This window comes from Rhizobacter fulvus (assembly GCF_964020785.1).
This window is the reverse complement of the sequence record NZ_OZ224516.1, coordinates 768,828-786,402: the sequence shown is the minus strand read 5'-3', so window position 1 is coordinate 786,402 and position 17,575 is coordinate 768,828. Positions and strand designations below refer to the sequence as shown.

Below are 17,575 nucleotides of genomic sequence, written 5' to 3'. Positions count from 1 at the left end.
CATTCCTCCAGCCGCCTTCGCAGTGAATCCTCCCCCGCACCCGCCGCCCCTTTGTGCTTCGCCGTTCGCGTCGTTCTGGATGGGCGGCTTCGAAGGCGCCGACCACGTCAACGGACAGCGCGTCGCGCTCGACATGACCGCCAGCAACGGCCACCTCGAGCGGCTCGACGAGGACCACGCGAATGCGGCGGCGCACGGCATCGACGTGGTTCGCGAGAGCATCGGCTGGCGCCTGTGCGAGCCCACGCCCGGGCGCTTCGACCTGCAGCGTGCGGTTCGGATCGCATGCAGCGCCGAACGCCACGGCCTGCAGGTCGTGTGGACGCTGATGCACTACGGCACGCCGCCCGACGTCGACCTGTTCGACGAGGCGTTGGTGCCACGCTTCGCGTCGTTCGCCGCCGCCGTGGCGCGAACGCTCGGGCCGCGCAGCGGGCGCGCGCCGATCTACAACTTGGTCAACGAGATCGGCTTCCTGGCGTGGGCCGCGAGCGCGACCAACCTGATCCACCCGTACCGTGGCGACCCGGCCGACGCCGGCGAGACGAACGGTGCGTCCGGCTATGCGCTCAAGCGGCGCCTCGTGCGCGCGGTGCTGGCCGGCGTCGCAGCGGTCCGTGCGATCGATCCACGCGCGCGCTTCCTGCACATCGAGCCGGCGGTGCACGTCGGCGCGCCGCGCGATCGGCCCGACCTGGCGGCGCAGGCGCAGCGCGAGGCGGACTACCAGTGGCAGGCCTGGGACATGATCGAAGGGCGCATCGAGGCCCATCTCGGCGGCTCGCGCGAAGCGCTCGACCTGATCGGCGTCAACCACTACCACAGCGGCCAGTGGGAGGTCGGAACGGAGCGGCGCCTGTGCTGGCACGAGCAGGACCCGCGGCGGCGTCCATTATCCGCGCTGCTTCGCACGGCATGGCTGCGCTACCGCCGGCCGCTGATCCTGGCCGAGACCAGCCACGTGGGCGTCGGCCGCGCCGACTGGTTGCACGACACGGCGAGTGAAGTGTGCGCTGCGCGCCGCGCCGGCGTGCCCATCGACGGCCTCTGCCTGTACCCGCTGGTCGATCGCCACGACTGGAACGAGCCGGACCACTGGCATCGCAGCGGGCTGTGGGACGTGGCCCATCCGGCCGACCCGGCAGCGCCGCTGTCGCGGCGCCTGTGCACCGACTACGCCGCGGCGCTGGCCCGCTGGCAACGCATCCTGCCCGAAGACTCAACCACCGCGGAGACCCCCATGTCCCACCTGATCGTCTTTTCCCACTTGCGCTGGGCCTTCGTCTATCAGCGTCCGCAGCACCTGATGGTGCGGCTCGGCCCGCACCATCCGGTGCTGTTCATCGAGGAGCCGGTCCACCTCGACCCGGCCGACGGGCCGGCGCGCATCGACCGCATCCCGAAGGGCCCCGGCGTCGACGTGCTGGTGCCGCGCACGCCGATCGTGGCCGGCGGCTTCCACGACGACCAGCTGCCCGTGCTCAAGCCGCTGCTGGCCGAGTACCTGCGCAGCCACGCGATCGACGACTACCTGGTGTGGTTCTACACGCCGATGGCGTTGCCGTTGCTCAGCGAGCTGCGCCCGCGCGCGGTCGTCTACGACTGCATGGACGAACTCAGCGCGTTCAAGGACGCACCGCGCCAGCTGCGCCAGCGCGAGACCGCGTTGATGAAGGCGGCCGACCTCGTCTTCACCGGTGGCCCGGCGCTCTACGAGGCCAAGCGGCATCTGCACCCGCAGGTCCACTGCCTGCCCAGTTCGGTCGACGCGGCCCACTTCGCGCCGGCCGGGGTTGCACCCGAAAGCGACGCCGCCGCCGAGGCCGAGCGCCTGCAGGGCGCGTTGCCTCGACCCCGGCTCGGTTTCTTCTGCGTGATCGACGAGCGGCTCGACACGGCGCTGGTCGACGCGCTCGCGCGCGCCCGGCCCGAATGGCAGATCGTGATGGTCGGTCCGGTGGTCAAGATCGATCCGGCGCAGTTGCCGCGCCATCCGAACCTGCACTGGCTCGGCATGCAGCCTTATCCGATGCTGCCGCACCTGATGGCCGGCTGGGACGTCTGCCTGATGCCGTTCGCGCTGAACGAGGCCACGCGCTTCATCAGCCCGACCAAGACGCTCGAGTACCTGGCGGGAGACAAGCCGGTCGTCAGCACCGCGGTGCCCGACGTGGTGGGGCTCTACGGCGCGGTGGTGCGCATCGCGTCCGACCCCGCCGGCTTCATCGCCGCCTGCGAGGCCGCGCTGGCCGAACCGGAAGACGCCCGCGCGAGGCGGCGCGAGGTGAGTCGCGAGACCGTCGCGCAATCGTCCTGGGACAGCGCGGCGCAGCGCGTGCTGAAGGAGATCGACTCGATGACGCGCTTCGCCGCGCGCAACGCCGGCGAGGCCGATGCGAGCGACGCGCCGCACGGCGTGCCGGTGGTCAAACGCACCGTGCGGCATGTCCGCCACATGGTGATCGGGGCCGGACCGACCGGTCTGGCGGCCGCGTATCACCTGGCACAGGGCACGTCCGCGCCGGCGCAGACGCTGCTGGTCGAGCGTGCCGACACGGTCGGCGGCTGGTGCCGCTCGGTGACGCAGCAGGGCTACACCTTCGACCACGCCGGCCACATCATGTTCTCCAACGATGCCTACGTCCTCGACATGTACGAGCGACTGCTCGGCGACAACGTGCACTGGCAGAACCGCGAGGCCTGGGTCTACAGCAAGAACGTCTACACGCGCTATCCGTTCCAGGGCTCGCTGTACGGCTTGCCGCCGGCCGTGCTGAAGGAATGCCTGGTCGGTGCGATCGAGGCGCGCTTCGGGCCGATCGACGGCCAGCAGAGCGTCCCGCCGCAAACGCCGCCGGCCAACTTCGAGGAATTCATCGACCGGGTCTGGGGCAAGGGCATCGCGAAGCACTTCGCGACGCCGTACAACCGCAAGCTGTGGGCGGTGCCGCTGGCCGAGATGGAGACGTCGTGGCTCGGCGGACGCGTGCCGCTGCCCGACCTCGGCCAGATGATCGAGGGCGCGCTCGAGCCGACGCCCGCGCCGATGGGGCCGAACGCGCGCTTCGGCTACCCGCTGCACGGCGGCTTCCAGGCGCTGATGGACGGCTTCCTGCCGCTGCTCGAATGCGAACTGTCGCTGCGCACCAGCGTGCTGCACGTGTCGCCGTCGCGGCGCACCGTGCGTTTCGACGATGGCCGCTCGATCAGTTTCGATGCGCTCGTCAGCACGATGCCCTTGCCGCAACTCGTGCAGGCCTGCGGCGACGAGGCGCCGGCCGAGGTGCAGGCGGCGGCACGGGGCTTGCGGCATGTGGCGGTGCGCTGCGTGAACCTCGGCGTTCGCCTGCCCGCGGGCCGCGAGCGCCTGACCGACAAGCACTGGATCTACTACCCCGAGGAGACGGTGTTCCACCGCATCTTCGTGCAGGGCAACGCGAGCCCGCACAACAACCCGCCGGGCGGCTTCGGCCTGACCTGCGAGATCACGTACGGCCCGAGCAAACCGCTGCCGTGCGAGGGCGAGGCGTTGATCGAGCGCGCGATCGCCGACTGCCGCGCGGTCGGCATCCTCGGTCCCGACGACGAGATCGAATGCGCCAACCAGGTCGACATGCCATGCGCCTACGTGATCTACGACCACGCGCGCGCCGCCAACGTGGCCTGCATCCGCGATTGGTTCGCGTCGTTCGGCATCGTGCTGGCGGGGCGCTACAGCGAGTGGGAGTACTACAACTCGGACCACGCGTTCATCGCGGGCCGGCGCGCCGCGCTGCAGGTGCAGGCGGCGCTGGCGCCGGCGGCCGTGGCATCGGCCCCGGCCGGCGCGCAGGGCGGCGGCGGGCGCGCCGCGGCGGCGCGCTGAGCCCGATGCTGATCGACGCTCACCTCCACTGCACCGGTCGCGAGACCCGCGACGACGTGCTGCGCACGCTCGACGACGCACGCGTCGACCTGGGCGTGCTGCTCGCGCCGTTCCTCGGCGACGGGTATTCGCTCGACGACCCCGGGTCGCTGCGGCGCGGCAACGCGCACCTGGGCGCGCTGGTGCGCGGGCGCGCCGACCGCCTGTTCGGCATGGCGGTGATCGACCCGCGCGATCCGCGTGCCGGCGAGGACCTGCGCCATGCGGTCGAAGTCCACGGCCTGCGCGGCGTGAAGATGGTTCCCACCGGCTGGTACCCCTACGACCGAGAGGTCCAGCCCGCGTTCGCGGTCGCGGCGGAGCTGGAGTTGCCGATACTCTTTCACAGCGGCATCTTCATCGACGGGCGCTCGGGGCGCTTCTGCCGCCCGGCGTTCTTCGAGGTGCTGCGCGAGCACCCGGGCGCGCGCGTCGCGCTCGCGCACCTGGGTTGGCCGTGGACCGACGAGGCGATCGCGGTCGGGCTGATCGACCGGATCCACGGCGTCGCGCCGGACGCCTGTGCGTTCCGCTTCGACATCTCGTTCGGTCCGCCGCCGCCGTACCGGCTCGAGGTGCTGCGGCGGGCGCTCGAGGTGCTCGGCCCGGAATTGCTGCAGTACGGCAGCGATTGCTTCCTGCCGTGTCCGGGTCACGAGCTCGCGACCCGCCGCGGCTGGGTCGCCGAGCTGTTCGACCAGCTCGCGCTCGACGCGGCCACGCGCGAGCGCATCGAGGTCGGCACTGCCGCCGCCTGGCTCGGCCTGTCGCGGCCTGCGATCGGCCACGCCGCCGAGTCGGTCGATTCGCCCGCGCCGCACGACGCGGCGCGCCCGATGCCCGCACTGCGCCGCGGCTGGCTTACCGGCGGCGCTTCGATGGCACCGATCTGCTGTTGAGGACCCATGGAACCGACTCCGATCGTCCGCGTACCGGACACCCGTCTCCACATCCTCGAAGTCATCGGCAACGGCATCGTCGGTGGCATGGAAAGCGTCGTGGAGCGACTCGTCGAGCGGCTGCCACGTGAGCGCTTCGCCGTCACCGCGCTGTGCCCCTACGAGAGCCCGCTGGTCGATCGGCTGCGGGCGCTGGACGCCGAGGTCGTGATCGTGCCGATGCCCGACGAAATGCCGTGGTCCTCGGTGCAGGCGGCGCTCGCGCTGGCGCAGTCGCAAGGCGTCGACCTGATCCATTCGCACCTCGAGAACGCGCACCTGCTGGCCGGCATGGTGGGCAGCCTGAGCGGCCTGCCGGTGCTCGCGACGATGCACGGGCGGCAGATCAGCATGCTCGACCTCGAGGTCCATCGCGCGGCCGGCACGCACCTCGGCGTCGTGTGCCGCCACAGCCACCTGCATGCGCTGGGCATCGGGATCAGCGCGTCACACCTGAGCTGCATCCCGAACGGCGTCGACACCGAGCTGTTCGGTCCGGTTCCGCGTGCCGACGCCGGGCTGCGTCGCGATCTGGGCATCGACCGAACGGTGCCGCTGATCGGCTGCGTCGGCCGCTTCTCTGCCGAGAAGGGGCCGGAGGTGTTCGTGCGCGCCACGCTGCTGTTGCGCAGCCTGCTGCCCGACGCGCACTTCGTGATGGTGGGCGACGGGCCGATGCGCGAAGCGATGCAGGCGATGGGCGAGCGGTTCGGAATGGCCGGGCGTCTGCACCTGCCGGGCCTGCGCAGCGACATGGCCGAGGTCTACCGGCAGCTCGACCTGCTGGTCTGCCCGTCGCACAGCGAGGCGATGCCCCTGGCGGTGATGGAGGCGATGGCGAGTGCGCTGCCGGTGGTCGGCACCCGGGTGGGCGGCGTGCCCGACCTGATCGAACCGGGCCGCACCGGCTGGCTGGTCGCGCCCGGCGATTTCCAGGGCATCGCCAACCGGGTTGCGCACGTGTTCGAGACGCCCGGCGAGCTCGAAGCCATGGGGCAGGCCGCGCGGGCGCGGGCGGTCGAGCGCTTCAACCTGGATGGCAACATCGCGGCGACCGCGCGCCTGATGACGGAGCTCGCCGCGCGCCGCGCGCGGCAGCGCGTCAGCGCGTCCTCTCGCTGACCGCTTCGCGCGTGTCGGCGCCGAGGTTTGCGGCGGCAGCTCGACCGCGCGACGTCGGCATCGGCGGACGCGGGTATGCAACTTGCCTCCATCGAGAACCGCCCCTCGACTCCCGCGCGACCACCATGCAAACCGCCACGCCCGCTTTTGCGTCCGCTCACCGTCCGCTGATCACCCCCGCCGTCGAACGCGTGACGGCTTGGCATCGCGAGCAGTCGATCCGCCAGGCCCGCGCCGTCATCGAGGCGCTGCGCGACGACGACGATGCGCCGACGACCGACGCCGCCCTCCCCATTCGGCCCCGCCCGGGCGGGGCGTTGCAGGCCGCGCCGCGTTAACGGGTTTCAGGCCAGGGGAAGCGCGGTCCGCCAGCGCGTGGCGTCGTCCGCGGCGGCGTCGAGCCGGCAGCCGTGCAGGCGCAGGGCCAGATCCAGCAGCACGAACCCGCTCGAACCCGGCAGCGCCGGTATCTCCAGCAGCAGTGAACCGTCACCTCGTTCGGCGCGACATGGCGCCGGCCCGCACCCCAGCAAAGCCGCGCAAGCGATCGCGCAGTTCAACGCGGGCCCCAGCAGGTGCGGGTCGACCCACACGGTCGCCGTGTCGATGTCGGCGACGCGCTGCCAGTCGTCGGGAAGCGAGCGCTCGTCGTCCGGCAGCCCGCGCCTCAGGTCCGCGAGCCAGTCGCCGGCGTTGGTCGCCGCGCGACGCACCCCGGGCGCCTGGGCCGCGAGGCGCGCCATCACGCCGAGCGCCGCCTGCACGCGCGCCACCGGCAGGCGGTCGAGCTCGGCGGCGAGCGCGGTCGCGAACAGTGCCTGCGTGCGCATCGCGCAGCGCAGGCGGCGCGAGCGCTCGGCCAGTTCCTCCTCGAGCTGCATGCGGTCGTGGATGTCGGTGCAGTGGTGATCGAAGCCTGCGAAGCGGCCGTCCGGTGCGAACAGCGGAATCGCCCGCTTCATCAGCCAGCGATGCCCGCGTCGCGTGTGCCGCAGGCGGAAGTCGAGCGCATACGGCAGGCGCTGGTCCTGCATGTCGGCATGAATGGCGACGCAACGTGCGCGATCGTCGGGGTGCACGTCCTGCAACCAGCCGTTGCGGACCGCGGATTGCGGCGAGCGTTCGGTGAAGCGCAGCCACGCCGCGTTGAAGTCGGTCGCCAGGCCCATCGCATCGGAGCGGCGCCACATCGGTTCCGCCAGGGGCGTGTCGCGCGGCCACGCCGGGATCGGCTCGAAGGCCTGGCCTTCAGCCGATTCGGTCGGGATGTACATGGCTCACCTCGGCGGAATCTCGTCCTGTGCGCAGGAATCGCAATCCGCGTGCCATGTAGCGCGCCGGGCGCGCCCGCGTTCCAGCCGGGGCGATCGGCAATTCGTACCGAATGGAATGCCGGTCAGCACGGCGGGCCGCACGCTCAGCATGAGGCGCGGTCGGCTGCGCCCTCGCCACCGGCCGGCATGGCCCCTGGCGGCGACGCGTGGCGACGGCGGCGATCGGCCGGCGCGATCTTGAGCCCCTGGCGGTACTTGGTGACGGTGCGCCGCGCCACCGTCAGGCCCTGTCGCGCCAGGCGCTGCGTGATCTCGACATCCGACAATGGGGTCAGCGGGTCCTCCGCATCGATCAGTTCCTTCACGACGCTGCGGATCGCGGTGGCCGAGCACGCACCGCCGCTGGTCATCGGCATCGGCCGCGAGAAGAAGTGCTTCAGCTCGAACAGGCCGCTGGGCGTCGCCATGAACTTGTTGTTGGTGACGCGGCACACGGTCGACTCGTGGGCGCCGACTTCCTCCGCGATGTCGCGCAGCGCCAGCGGCTTCATCGCCAGGGGGCCGTGCTCGAAGAACAGCCGCTGCCGGCGCAGGATCGCCTGGGCGACCGCGAGGATCGTCGAGAAGCGCTGCTCGACATTGCGCAGCGTCCAGCGCGCTTCCTGCAGGTGGGCGCCGAGCTCGCCGTGGCTCGCTTCGCGGTGGCGCCGGAACAGGTCGGCGCAGGTGCGGTTCAGGCGTACCCGCGGCATCACGTCCGAGTTCAACTGCGCCTGCCATTGGCCGCGCACCTTCTTCACGATCACGTCGGGCACCACGTAGCGCGTGTCCGGGCGGGAAAAGCGCCACCCCGGACGCGGGTCGAGGCGGCGCAGCGCCGCGCAGGCGGCATCGACCTCGGGAAGCGGCCGGTCGAGCAGGCGGGCGATGCCGGGCACATCACGCTGCGCCAGTCGGTCGAGGTGGTCGGCGAGGATCGCGCGGGCGATCTTGCGATGCGCCGCATCGATGCCGTCGATCTGCAGCATCAGGCATTCGCCGATGGTCCGGGCGCCGACGCCGGCCGGCTCGAACGACTGCACCAGGCGCAGCGCCATGTTCAGTTCGCTGCCGTCGACCGGCGGTTCGAAGTCGGTCAACGCACCGAGCTCGTCGAGCTCGGTCCGGCAATAGCCGTCGTCGTCGAGCGACTCGATCACCATGCAGGCCAGCGCGTGGTCGCGCGCGGACAGGCGCAGCAGGTTCACCTGACCGTGCAGGTGCTGGCGCAGGTCGCCGTGGGCCACCATCATGTCGGTCGCGCTCAGCTGCGAGCCGCCCGCGCCGTCGCGCGCCGGGCCCGGGGTCTGCAGCCAGGTGTCGGCCGGCTCGTCCCACGCCGACGCGGCGCTGTCGGCTGGGTCTTCGAGCGCGGACTCGTGCGACGCGCCGGCTTCGGGCGGATCGTTCTGAGCGGGCGAGTTCAGCGGGGCCGGCCCGGGACCGGCATCGTCGATCTCGAGAAACGGATTGCGCGCGCTCATCTCGTGCAGTTCCTGCTCGTAGTCCAGCGCAGACATCTGCAGCAGACGGACCGCGAACTGCAGGCGGGGAGTGAGCGTCTGACTCTGGTGCAGGATCGGACGCTGCTTGAGCAGGGGAGAGGACGTCATCGTGTTGTTTCACTCGGTTGCGCGTTGATCGACGGGGCGAGTGCGCCTCAACGCAACGACCATGCCGTCGTGCCGGTCTGCCCGAGCGGGCCAGCCTAAACGCGCACCGAGCCGACGCGCAAGCCGCGCCAGGCGGTGCTTTGACCATCGTCCCGGCAGAACCCCGGCCCCTGAGCGAAGGGCTCGCGCGCGCGCCGAGCCGGCATCATTTGCCGCAACTTCGACGTGCGTAGGACGCGACGAGCCGTGGCGCGCGTGCTTGTCCCTCGGGCCGGACGCACGCCCGCTGACCGCGGCCCCCGCTCGGTGCGGCGCACGATCTTCGGCAGGAGATCCCTCGCATGAAACCACGAACCGCGGCGCGCACGATCGCGCCGCCCCCGCTCGATCCGAGCCCTACGGTTCTGTTGCTGGTCGACTTCATCAACCCACTGCGGTTCGAGGGCGCCCAGCACCTGCGCGAGCCGGCGCAGGCAGCGGCGCGCGCGGCCGCGACGCTGCGGCGTCATGCCGACGCGGCGGGTGTTCAGTCGATCTATGCCAACGACAACTACGGCCTGTGGCGCGCCGACTTCGCGCAGTTGTGGCAGCGCTGCAGCGCCGGCCGCGGCGCGAGCGCGACGATGGCGAACGCGCTGCGCCCGCGCCAGCGCGATTTCACGATCCTCAAGCCCCGGCACTCGGCGTTCTACGCCACGCCGCTCCATCTTTTGCTGCAGCAATTGCAATGTCGGAGCCTGGTGCTGACGGGCGTGGCGGCCGACAGCTGCCTGCTCTTCACCGCGATGGACGCCTACCTGCGCGGCTACTCGTTGTGGGTGCCGGCCGATTGCACGGCGGCCGAGAGCGAGGCCGATTGCCAGCAGGCGCTCGACCACATGGCGCGCGTGATGAAGGCCGACATCGACCCGTCCGACGCCGGATGGCGCCGGCTGCTGCAAGCCGACAAGGTCGCAGAGCACGCGGCCCGCTGATGTACCGGTTCCTGCCGCTGCTGTCCCTCGTGATCGTCGCGTATGCCTCGCAGAACGCGCTCGACTGGGCAGGCTACCGCCGGAAGGCCACCCCGCGGAGGTGCGAGCTTGTGGAGAAATTCCCACGCGGGAACGCCGATTGCCAGTCGGCCGGGTCTTGGACACTCAAGAGGAGATTGGCATGAAGGTATCTATCGCACGGCCCCTGATCGTTACCGCCGCGCTGGTCGGCATGGCCGGCGCGGCCCGGGCGGATCTGACGCTCGTCGAGCCGCAGGATTTCCAGGGCACCGGCCTCGGCGCGGTGAACACGGTGTTGACGCTGCAGAGCCCGGGCAGCACGAGTACGGAGACCGGCTCGGTGGCGTGGAACGGCACGATGGATGTGACCACGGGTGACGCCAAGACCGGCGCCTCGCAGTCCCTGACGCGCTCATTCGCCGAGCTAGGCGTCATGTCGGCCAGCGACCTGCGCGTGGTCTTCAATGCGCTCGAGCCGGGCGCCGCCGAGAGCATCTCGCTGACCAGCCTGACGCTCAACGTGTACGACAGCACCGGCGGCGTCGTGTTCAGTGCCAGCACGCCGACCTCGTACTCGTTCGCCGACACGTTCTCCGGCGCCGGCAACTCCGGCTTCGTGTTCGCGCTGACGGCCTCCGAAGCCGCCGAACTGCAGGCGGTGTTCGCCCCGGCGCTGCGGGTCGGCCTGACGGCGAGCGCGACCGACGCCACCGGCGGCTTGGAGACCTTCTTCGTTGCCAACAGCCCGACCGTGACGCCGGTGCCCGAGCCGAGCTCGCTCGCGCTGCTGCTCGGCGGCCTGGGTTGCGTGCTGACCTTGTCCCAACGCCGTGCGCGGCGCCAACAGCGTTTGCTGTCGGCGCTTTCGTAGCCCTCCCACCCCCCTCACCAGGAGACGACCATGCCCTTGACCCTGATCCGGCACCGGCCGACGTCGATTCGCAGCGCCGTCGCGCTGGCGATTGTCGCCTTCGGCTCGGCCGCGATGGCGGCGGACCCGCCGAGCTTCACCTTCGACCCGGCCGCCATCGGCCTGTCCGGCCCCACGGTGACGGCCAACAACATCCTGATCTCCGACTACTCGCGGGTGACGTTCACGGACGCCAGTGCCTTCACCGAGTCCGGCTACCTGGTGGTGACCGGCTTCCAGTCGGCGACCGACCCGAAGATCACGGTGCCCGGCCTCGGGATGTACGTGCGCTTCGACGCGACCGGGACGACCTCGTCCACCAACCCGGCCACGACTCCGACGACCGCCACCTTCAGCACGCTGACCTACACGCTGTACGGCTACAACGACGTGGGCACCGCGACTTTCGGCTTCGACGGCGGCGGCAACCCGACCGAGACGGCCACCGGCGAAAAGGTGCTGGCGACCGGCACGCTGCAGTCGGGCGGCGGCTCGACGCTGCCGGATCCGCAAAGCGGCAAGTTCTACGCGTTCGCCGGTGCGGCGCTGAACTTCGTCGTCGACCCGACCAATGCCGCGTTCTTCGCGACGCCGAACCCGTTCTTCGACACGGCCCTGACCACGTTCGCGAACACGCCGGACACCGTCACGCCGTTCGAGACTGGCTTCCTGATCACGCAGGGTGGCGGCAAGATCAGCTACGCGCAGCAGGTCACCGCGGTGCCCGAGCCGGAGACCTACGCGCTGCTGCTGGCCGGTCTGGGCGTGGTCGGCTTCATGGCGCGTCGCCGCGCGCGAACGGGCTGAGCAGCGCGACGGCGCTGGCGCGCCGCGCCGGGAGCTTCCGGGGCGATCGCGATGACGGCGCCCGCGGCGCGTCAGCGATAGCCTTCGCGCACGTTGTCGAGCGCGGTGTCGGTCTGCTCCTGGCGCTTGGCGCGCGCGTCCGCCTCGTCGTGCTCGGGCTTCTGCGGTTCGGCGTCGTCGCCGCGGGCCGGCCGGTCGGGTTGCAGCGGTTCGGCACGTTGCGGGCGCGGGCTTCTGCGGGTGGGGTGTGGCATGGCGGTACTCTCCAGGGCGGGCGGATTGCCCGTGACGAGCCCTGGCAAGCGGGATGCCGACCGCGCACGGGCCTGCCGATTGCCACGCCCATGCGAACTGACCGGGGGACTGGTGAACCGCGAGCCGCGTGATCTCGATCGCCGCTGGGTGTTGCGCGCATGCGCGGCGTGGACCGCCTGCCTGCTCGCGCCGGAGGCGATGGCGCGGGCCGTGCGGGCGCCGGCGGTGTCGGCGGCATCAGCGGAATCCTTCAACCGCGTCGACCGCGAATTCCTGCGTGCCGCGCTGCGCATCAGCCGGACCGACCAGGCGCTCAGCCGGCTCGCGCTGCGCCAGGCCACGCGCCCGCATGTGCGCGACTTCGCGAGGCGGCTCGCCGCCGATCACGCCAGGATCGGCAGGGACGTGCGGCGCTACGCGGGCCAGCGCCGGCTCGCCCTGGCGAAACGGCCGGACGAACCGGTGCCGGCCCGGTGGCGCGCGTCGAGGGGTGCGGCGTTCGACCGGGATTACGTGGCGCGGATGTACCGCGATACGCGGGAGGCGATCGAGTTGTTCCAGAAGGAGGCCCGCGAGGGGGCCGACTTGGAGCTGAAGGCGTATGCGTCCGCGACCTTGCCGATCCTGCGCGCCCACCTGAAGTTGGCGCAGAAAGGCGAGGCGGCCTGGCGCTTGGGCGGGGCCGCACCGGCTGTGCTTCGGCCGTCAGCCGGTAGCGGGTCGAACGTCTAGCCCTGCCTCGCGGACCGGACGCCGACGCGCACGTCGCGCGCCAGATCGCCCAGCGTCATGAACCGCCGGTCGCTTGCCTGCTGGCGCAGCAGGCGGCGCCACGCGTGGCTGAGGCACGGGATGTCGTCGCCGGGGTGCAGCTCGAGGCGCACTTGCGCCGCGTCACGCTGCGCACGCGCCAGCCACGCGTTCCAGCGCACCGAGGCGATCTGCTGCAGAACGCTCGAGTGGCTGTAGACCTGTGCCTGGCAGGCCAGGCTGGCGGGCGGATCGACGCCCAGCACGTGGATGCGGCGCAGCGTCGTCGTGTACTCGAACGGTTGCTCGTTCAGCGCGCGCCAGGCGGGCGGGCCGAGCAGCCATGCCGGCGCAATGAAGCCGCGCGGCCGCAGGCCGATGCTGCGCATCCAGTCGCGCCCGGTGCGCAGGCGCTTCTTGGCCTCGGCGTAGTCGAGTGCCCAGAACTCCGCCTCCGCGCGGGCGTAGACGCGGCGCCGCAGCCAATCGACCGGATCGCGCGGCTGTGCGTGGTCGATGTGGTTGTAGCCGTGCAGCGCGATCTCGTCGCCGCCGTCAGCGCGCTCGACCAGCCAGCGCTCGAACCCGCTGTGGCGACGCGCGCCGTGATAGCGCGGCACCGCCAGCAGCGTGACCGGAAAATCGCCAACCTCGCGCAACGCGCCGAGAATCCACTGGCACGCGCGCCAGGTCGGCGGGGCCACGTCGTGCAGCACGACGCACAGTGCCCGCTGCGTCGAAGGGGGCACCGTGTGCGCTGCGGTCACGTCTCTTCGGTCGCGCCCGAACCGCCGCTGCCGGATTTGTCGCTGGCGCTGCTGTCGTAGCCGACGCTCACGCCGCTGCCCATGCCGTACTGATCGTCGCCATGGCCCCCATCGTACCGGGCACCGGCGCTGCCATCGAACTGTCGGCCTTCCAATTTGATTCCGTTCGATACTGGAAACCGAGCGGCAAGAGGCATGCCCGTGGGCACTTCGCTGTGCAAGCGTGCCGGGCACGGGCATTGCCCTGTCCTGAGCACGGAGCGCCCGCGCTCGGACCAGGAGCATGTCGTGCCGACCGTTGATCCCCAGAAGCCCGCCGATGCATCGGCGCCCGCGCTGCCGCCGCTGCAGAGCCCGTTGCCGCGCTCCGAGGTGATGGACCGCGAGGAACCCGAATTCGTCGACGAGCCGGATCTCCCGGCACCGCCATCGCCACCCCGCAAAGGCCCGCCCGAATCCACCGCCGGTGAGGAAGACCCCGGCGCCGCGCTCGACGCGCCGTGAGCCGCGCCGGTTGCCCGCGCGGATGTTCGCTTTCGACCTGATCCAATGGCCGGCGATGGCCGTCACCGTGCTGGCCGCGTGGCTGGTCGCCTCCGAGCAGGAGCGCCGTCGCAACATCGGCTTCTGGGTGTTCCTGTTGAGCAACCTGCTCTGGATCGCGTGGGGCGTGCACGCGCGCGCCTGGGCGCTGATCGCGCTGCAGGTCTGTCTGGCTGCCATGAACATTCGCGGCGCGAAGAAGACCGAGAAGTGAACGGGGCATCCCGATTGCCGTGGAGTCCCGGTTGAAGCACGGGAGGACGCGATGACAGTGGTCAATGCAACGAATCGGTGGGACGCTCGTCGGCAGCCTGAACGCCGGCGCCGTCGCCGCGGGCCGCGCGCGCTTGTCGCCGCGCTGGTGCTGCTGTTGCTGGCCGCCGCGGCGGGCTGCGGCAAACCGGGCGATCAAGGCGGCGGAACGACGCGCGAGCGCTCGATGGCGTCGCCCGCGGCGAGCACGCCCACACCGTCGCGGCCGGAAGCGATGCCGGGGTCGGATGCGGCCCGCACGGCGCCGAGCGGTCGTTAGCGCGCTTCCGGGTTTTCGCGCGGGTCCGCCGCACCCGCTTCCACGTCGTGACCATCGTTCGGGTTCAGTGCGCCCCAGAACGAGTTCGTCAGGCGCACCGGAAAGCGACGCCGCAGGTGGTCCCTCAAGATGCGGGCGTCGCGGCGTTCGAGCCACGCCATCAGGGCCAGGCAAACGACCACTGCGCCCACGAACAGCCAGAGTGCATTCATTGCATGTCTCCGTCCTGAGACAGGCAATCCGCGGGCCGCGCTGAAGCGCGACCGAGGTGTGGGCGACCTGCATCCGGAGGTCATCATCAGCCACCGCATGCCCCTGACCGATGCGGCGCGCGGCTATGAAATGTTCAACGAGAAGCAGGAGGATTGCCGCAAGGTCGTGCTGACGCCGGGGCGGTCCGGCTCGCGCAGCGAGGTGCCTTCGAACGCGGCGCGCTGAGCCGCTCAGGACGGCTGCGGGGTGCGTGCTGGCATACTTTCCTTCATGCCGGGTGTCCACCATGTCGAGGTGTCGATTGTTGCGTTCGTCGCAATGCACGCCTTCGCCCGTTCGAGCCCTCACGGCGGATGACCTACACGTTCGAAACCACCGAAGCCGATGGCCTGATGACGGTGCGCCTGGGCGGCGAACGACCCACCGAGTCGGCGGACGCGGCCCGGCAGCTGTCGACGTTCTGGCAAGACGTGGCGCGCCGCTCCAGGGAGCGCCAATTGCGCGCGGTGCTGGCGATCGTCGAAGCCCGGGGTGACCTCTCCAGCGATCGCGTGCTGCGCTGGTTCAAGCAGGTGGCGGGCTTCGGCTTCGCGGCCGATACGCGCATCGCCGTCGTGATCCCCGACCGACGCAGCCGCTCGATCGTCGACCTCGGCGTGCATGTCGCGGCGGAGGCCGGCTTGCAGATCGGCCTGTTCGATTCGGAGCCCGCGGCGCGCGACTGGCTCGCGCTGTCGAAGGCGCCGGACCGCCCGGCGGGCCGGCCTTTGAACTGACGATCGAACGCGTCGCCGGACCAACGGCTCAACCGGTCGAGGCGGCGGTGTCGGCCGCCATCGCGGGCCAGGCGCCGACGCCGCTTCGGCCTGCACTCGGGTGACAAATCGCACGGCGGGCCGGATTGTTTCCCATCTGCTAACCGTTCGACACGCTCCGAGACGCCTGCGCGGCGGGGGCTGCGCTAGCATCGACCATAGAAAAGGCTCACCCGCGCGAAAGCCGGGGTCGCAAAGTCACCGGTCTTCGAGCGCCAGCCGGCGCCTCATGACAGCGGAACTGCCGAGGCGCCGCAGCCCTGCTGCCCGCCCGTGGTCGACCTGACGTCGACCCAGTCCGCGGCGCAGCGACCCTTCCGAATGCGCCTGCCCACGGATGCCGGACATGGAAGACGTCGACGTCTCGATCCCGCTCGCGCCGAGGCCCGTCCATGGGCTTGCCGCCGAGGGCGGCGACCCGCGCGGCGCCCCTGCACCCGGCGACTCGTCCGGGCCGGCGCTCGCCAGCGCGTACCGGGCGCTCGACCAGGGCGAGGCGCAAACCGCGCGCGGCCTGGCGCAGTCGGTGCTGCTGGCCTCGAAGGCCGGTGGCGACCTGCGCGCCGAGGCCCATGCGCTGGCCTGCCTGGCCCACTGCGACCGCGTCGCGCAGCGCTTGCGGCGCGCCACCGAGGCGAGCCGCCGGGCGGCCGACATCTTCCGCCGCGTCGGCGACAACGCCGGCGAGAGCGCGTCGCTCAACACCTTCGCGCACGCGACGATGCTGCTCGGCCAGACCGACGAATCGCTGGAGGCCGCGCTGTTGTCGGTGCAGCTTTGTGGTGTCGACGGCGCAACCGCATCGGCGGTTTTGGCGTTCAACTGCCTGGGCATGTCCTACTGCTGGAGTGGCATGTTCGACAAGGCCGCCGCGTCGCTCGACACGGCGGTGCTGCTGGCCGCCCGCTGCGAGCCGCCGATGAGCGCGTACCAGCCTAAGCTGAACCAGTTGTTCGTCGAGTCGATGCGGCTCGTCAACGAGCGCTACCAGACGACCGCGATGCCGGCCCTCACGCGCATGAGCCAGCTGGTGCGCGAGTGTCGCCAGCTCGAGCGCTCGGACGAGGAACTCAAGTTCATGCCCGGCATGCTGCCGATGGCGCGGACGATCTCGCTGGCGATGAAGCTGCTGTGGGCGGCCTGGCAGCGCGACGAGGAGAACGCGCAGATCTACGCCGAGCGCGCGCTGGGGTCGCTCGGCGGCGCCGTGACCTGGCTCGACGCGCTGGTGCATTGGGGCCTGGCGGAGTTCGCGTGGATGCGCGGGGACTGGGCGAGCGCGGAAGTCGCGCTCAACGAGATGAAGTCCTGTGCGGTGTCGGTCGAGCACGAGAAGCTGGCCTGCCTGGCGCACCTGCTGCTGGTGCAGGTGTACGAGCTGCAGGGCCGCACCGACATGGCGATGCTCGAGGGGCGCGCGCTGCGCTCGCGCGAGCACCGCATCGCCCGCGAGAGCATCCACAGTCGCGAAGTGCGCGTGAAGGCGCAACTCGGTGCGCGGCAGAGCGAGCGCCACCTCGAGCAGGCGCTCGAGGCCTCGCGGCGCTTCGAACGGTGGTCGCTCGAGGACGCGCTGACCGGCATCGCGAACCGGCGCGCGTTCGAGCTCGCGCTGGCCGATCGGCTGCCCGGTGCGGTCGCCGACTTCCGGCCGTTGACGGTCGCGATGATCGACATCGATCACTTCAAGTCGGTCAACGATGGCCACTCGCACCAGGTCGGCGACCGCGTGCTGAAGGCGGTCGCGCAGCTGCTGGTGACGAGCGTGCGCGAGCGCGACATCGCCGCGCGGCTGGCCGGCGACGAGTTCATCGTGCTGCTGAACGACGCCGACCAGGCGACGGCCGCCGAGATCGTCGCGCGCATCCAGCACGCCGTCGCCGAGTTCGAGTGGGACGCGATCTCGCCGGGTCTGGCGGTGTCGCTGAGCATCGGGCTCAGCCAGGCCTTGGCCGACGACACCGTCGAGACGCTGGTGCACCGCAGCGACCGCTCGATGTATTCGGACAAGGCGCGCCCGCGCTGGGTACCCACGCGGGTCTGACGCGCTTGCCCTTTCGAGGGTTTGTCCGATTTTGGCGTTTGGGCATTGACCCTT

20 protein-coding genes and 1 riboswitch are annotated in these 17,575 nt (G+C 71.1%); of the genes, 14 read left to right on the top strand and 6 right to left on the bottom strand.

Annotation, left to right across the window (positions count from 1 at the left end; translation table 11 throughout):
* The first annotated feature begins 22 nt into the window (after positions 1-22).
* The 4 genes from ACWH49_RS03870 to ACWH49_RS03855 all read left to right on the top strand — a co-directional run bounded on the left by ACWH49_RS03870 (position 23) and on the right by ACWH49_RS03855 (position 6,302).
* The gene (locus ACWH49_RS03870; protein ID WP_448170260.1) at positions 23-3,865 is read left to right on the top strand and encodes an FAD-dependent oxidoreductase; all 3,843 of its coding nucleotides are present in this window, start codon (positions 23-25) and stop codon (positions 3,863-3,865) included.
* 5 nt (positions 3,866-3,870) lie between these two features.
* Positions 3,871-4,803: an amidohydrolase family protein gene (locus ACWH49_RS03865; protein ID WP_448170259.1), complete on the top strand. Its 933-nt coding sequence runs from the start codon at positions 3,871-3,873 to the stop codon at positions 4,801-4,803.
* A 6-nt stretch (positions 4,804-4,809) separates the two neighbouring features.
* Complete coding sequence (locus ACWH49_RS03860) at positions 4,810-5,964, top strand: glycosyltransferase family 4 protein (RefSeq protein WP_448170258.1); 1,155 nt, start codon at positions 4,810-4,812, stop codon at positions 5,962-5,964.
* Between the two features lie 125 nt (positions 5,965-6,089).
* On the top strand, positions 6,090-6,302 hold the full coding sequence (locus ACWH49_RS03855; RefSeq protein WP_448170257.1) for a hypothetical protein: 213 nt from the start codon (positions 6,090-6,092) through the stop codon (positions 6,300-6,302).
* 6 nt (positions 6,303-6,308) lie between these two features.
* Here the strand turns inward: ACWH49_RS03855 and ACWH49_RS03850 are convergent, their stop codons facing one another.
* Both ACWH49_RS03850 and rpoN read right to left on the bottom strand, forming a co-directional pair.
* Entirely contained in the window at positions 6,309-7,238 is a 930-nt protein-coding gene (locus ACWH49_RS03850; RefSeq protein ID WP_448170256.1) for a PAS domain-containing protein, read from the bottom strand.
* Between the two features lie 143 nt (positions 7,239-7,381).
* Positions 7,382-8,890 carry an RNA polymerase factor sigma-54 gene (gene rpoN / locus ACWH49_RS03845; RefSeq protein WP_448170255.1) on the bottom strand — a complete coding sequence of 503 codons (1,509 nt, stop codon included), beginning with the start codon at positions 8,888-8,890 and terminating at the stop codon, positions 7,382-7,384.
* A gap of 341 nt (positions 8,891-9,231) precedes the next feature.
* On the opposite strand from rpoN, the gene ACWH49_RS03840 reads away from it, so the two are divergent.
* From ACWH49_RS03840 to pepA, 3 genes are all read left to right on the top strand, one after another.
* Positions 9,232-9,864, top strand: a complete 633-nt coding sequence (locus ACWH49_RS03840; protein WP_448170254.1) for an isochorismatase family cysteine hydrolase — start codon at positions 9,232-9,234, stop codon at positions 9,862-9,864.
* A gap of 181 nt (positions 9,865-10,045) precedes the next feature.
* A complete protein-coding gene (locus tag ACWH49_RS03835; protein WP_448170253.1) occupies positions 10,046-10,756 on the top strand; it encodes a PEP-CTERM sorting domain-containing protein in 711 nt (236 codons plus the stop codon).
* Between the two features lie 30 nt (positions 10,757-10,786).
* Positions 10,787-11,602: a flocculation-associated PEP-CTERM protein PepA gene (gene pepA, locus ACWH49_RS03830; RefSeq protein ID WP_448170252.1), complete on the top strand. Its 816-nt coding sequence runs from the start codon at positions 10,787-10,789 to the stop codon at positions 11,600-11,602.
* 71 nt (positions 11,603-11,673) lie between these two features.
* Here pepA and ACWH49_RS03825 read toward each other — a convergent pair whose 3' ends face one another.
* Complete coding sequence (locus ACWH49_RS03825) at positions 11,674-11,856, bottom strand: hypothetical protein (RefSeq protein ID WP_448170251.1); 183 nt, start codon at positions 11,854-11,856, stop codon at positions 11,674-11,676.
* Positions 11,857-11,968: 112 nt separating this feature from the next.
* On the opposite strand from ACWH49_RS03825, the gene ACWH49_RS03820 reads away from it, so the two are divergent.
* Positions 11,969-12,589 carry a DUF4142 domain-containing protein gene (locus tag ACWH49_RS03820; RefSeq protein ID WP_448170250.1) on the top strand — a complete coding sequence of 207 codons (621 nt, stop codon included), beginning with the start codon at positions 11,969-11,971 and terminating at the stop codon, positions 12,587-12,589.
* On the opposite strand, the gene ACWH49_RS03815 is transcribed toward ACWH49_RS03820, so the two are convergent.
* Positions 12,586-13,356, bottom strand: coding sequence for a DUF2334 domain-containing protein (locus tag ACWH49_RS03815; RefSeq protein WP_448170249.1), 771 nt, complete (start codon positions 13,354-13,356; stop codon positions 12,586-12,588). The genes ACWH49_RS03820 and ACWH49_RS03815 overlap by 4 nt on opposite strands.
* 14 nt (positions 13,357-13,370) lie before the next feature.
* On the bottom strand, positions 13,371-13,571 hold the full coding sequence (locus ACWH49_RS03810; RefSeq protein WP_448170248.1) for a hypothetical protein: 201 nt from the start codon (positions 13,569-13,571) through the stop codon (positions 13,371-13,373).
* A 91-nt stretch (positions 13,572-13,662) separates the two neighbouring features.
* On the opposite strand from ACWH49_RS03810, the gene ACWH49_RS03805 reads away from it, so the two are divergent.
* From ACWH49_RS03805 to ACWH49_RS03795, 3 genes are read left to right on the top strand one after another with little or no spacing between them, the layout of a single operon-like run.
* Positions 13,663-13,878, top strand: a complete 216-nt coding sequence (locus tag ACWH49_RS03805; protein WP_448170247.1) for a hypothetical protein — start codon at positions 13,663-13,665, stop codon at positions 13,876-13,878.
* Positions 13,879-13,900: 22 nt separating this feature from the next.
* Complete coding sequence (locus ACWH49_RS03800; protein WP_448170246.1) at positions 13,901-14,131, top strand: hypothetical protein; 231 nt, start codon at positions 13,901-13,903, stop codon at positions 14,129-14,131.
* A 51-nt stretch (positions 14,132-14,182) separates the two neighbouring features.
* Positions 14,183-14,449 (top strand): hypothetical protein, encoded by a 267-nt coding sequence (locus ACWH49_RS03795; protein WP_448170245.1) that lies wholly within the window; start codon positions 14,183-14,185, stop codon positions 14,447-14,449.
* Here ACWH49_RS03795 and ACWH49_RS03790 read toward each other — a convergent pair.
* Positions 14,446-14,661 carry a hypothetical protein gene (locus ACWH49_RS03790; protein ID WP_448170244.1) on the bottom strand — a complete coding sequence of 72 codons (216 nt, stop codon included), beginning with the start codon at positions 14,659-14,661 and terminating at the stop codon, positions 14,446-14,448. The genes ACWH49_RS03795 and ACWH49_RS03790 overlap by 4 nt on opposite strands.
* A gap of 58 nt (positions 14,662-14,719) precedes the next feature.
* Here ACWH49_RS03790 and ACWH49_RS03785 point away from each other — a divergent pair, with 58 nt between their 5' ends.
* The 3 genes from ACWH49_RS03785 to ACWH49_RS03775 all read left to right on the top strand — a co-directional run bounded on the left by ACWH49_RS03785 (position 14,720) and on the right by ACWH49_RS03775 (position 17,521).
* Positions 14,720-14,887 (top strand): hypothetical protein, encoded by a 168-nt coding sequence (locus tag ACWH49_RS03785; protein ID WP_448170243.1) that lies wholly within the window; start codon positions 14,720-14,722, stop codon positions 14,885-14,887.
* 167 nt (positions 14,888-15,054) lie between these two features.
* A complete protein-coding gene (locus tag ACWH49_RS03780; RefSeq protein ID WP_448170242.1) occupies positions 15,055-15,438 on the top strand; it encodes a hypothetical protein in 384 nt (127 codons plus the stop codon).
* Between the two features lie 195 nt (positions 15,439-15,633).
* Positions 15,634-15,726: riboswitch (cyclic di-GMP riboswitch) on the top strand.
* A 97-nt stretch (positions 15,727-15,823) separates the two neighbouring features.
* Positions 15,824-17,521 (top strand): GGDEF domain-containing protein, encoded by a 1,698-nt coding sequence (locus ACWH49_RS03775; RefSeq protein ID WP_448170241.1) that lies wholly within the window; start codon positions 15,824-15,826, stop codon positions 17,519-17,521.
* Positions 17,522-17,575 lie beyond the last annotated feature (54 nt).

Excerpts from the sequence above, each read along its gene's own strand:
- ACWH49_RS03800 (WP_448170246.1), top strand. The coding sequence starts at position 13,901 with ATGTTCGCTTTCGACCTGATCCAATGGCCGGCGATGGCCGTCACCGTG.
- ACWH49_RS03865 (WP_448170259.1), top strand. The coding sequence starts at position 3,871 with ATGCTGATCGACGCTCACCTCCACTGCACCGGTCGCGAGACCCGCGAC.
- pepA (WP_448170252.1), top strand. The coding sequence starts at position 10,787 with ATGCCCTTGACCCTGATCCGGCACCGGCCGACGTCGATTCGCAGCGCC.
- ACWH49_RS03790 (WP_448170244.1), bottom strand. The coding sequence starts at position 14,661 with ATGAATGCACTCTGGCTGTTCGTGGGCGCAGTGGTCGTTTGCCTGGCC.
- ACWH49_RS03835 (WP_448170253.1), top strand. The coding sequence starts at position 10,046 with ATGAAGGTATCTATCGCACGGCCCCTGATCGTTACCGCCGCGCTGGTC.
- ACWH49_RS03850 (WP_448170256.1), bottom strand. The coding sequence starts at position 7,238 with ATGTACATCCCGACCGAATCGGCTGAAGGCCAGGCCTTCGAGCCGATC.
- rpoN (WP_448170255.1), bottom strand. The coding sequence starts at position 8,890 with ATGACGTCCTCTCCCCTGCTCAAGCAGCGTCCGATCCTGCACCAGAGT.
- ACWH49_RS03780 (WP_448170242.1), top strand. The coding sequence starts at position 15,055 with ATGACGGTGCGCCTGGGCGGCGAACGACCCACCGAGTCGGCGGACGCG.
- ACWH49_RS03860 (WP_448170258.1), top strand. The coding sequence starts at position 4,810 with ATGGAACCGACTCCGATCGTCCGCGTACCGGACACCCGTCTCCACATC.
- ACWH49_RS03825 (WP_448170251.1), bottom strand. The coding sequence starts at position 11,856 with ATGCCACACCCCACCCGCAGAAGCCCGCGCCCGCAACGTGCCGAACCG.
- ACWH49_RS03810 (WP_448170248.1), bottom strand. The coding sequence starts at position 13,571 with ATGCCTCTTGCCGCTCGGTTTCCAGTATCGAACGGAATCAAATTGGAA.
- ACWH49_RS03855 (WP_448170257.1), top strand. The coding sequence starts at position 6,090 with ATGCAAACCGCCACGCCCGCTTTTGCGTCCGCTCACCGTCCGCTGATC.
- ACWH49_RS03795 (WP_448170245.1), top strand. The coding sequence starts at position 14,183 with ATGACAGTGGTCAATGCAACGAATCGGTGGGACGCTCGTCGGCAGCCT.
- ACWH49_RS03775 (WP_448170241.1), top strand. The coding sequence starts at position 15,824 with ATGGAAGACGTCGACGTCTCGATCCCGCTCGCGCCGAGGCCCGTCCAT.
- ACWH49_RS03840 (WP_448170254.1), top strand. The coding sequence starts at position 9,232 with ATGAAACCACGAACCGCGGCGCGCACGATCGCGCCGCCCCCGCTCGAT.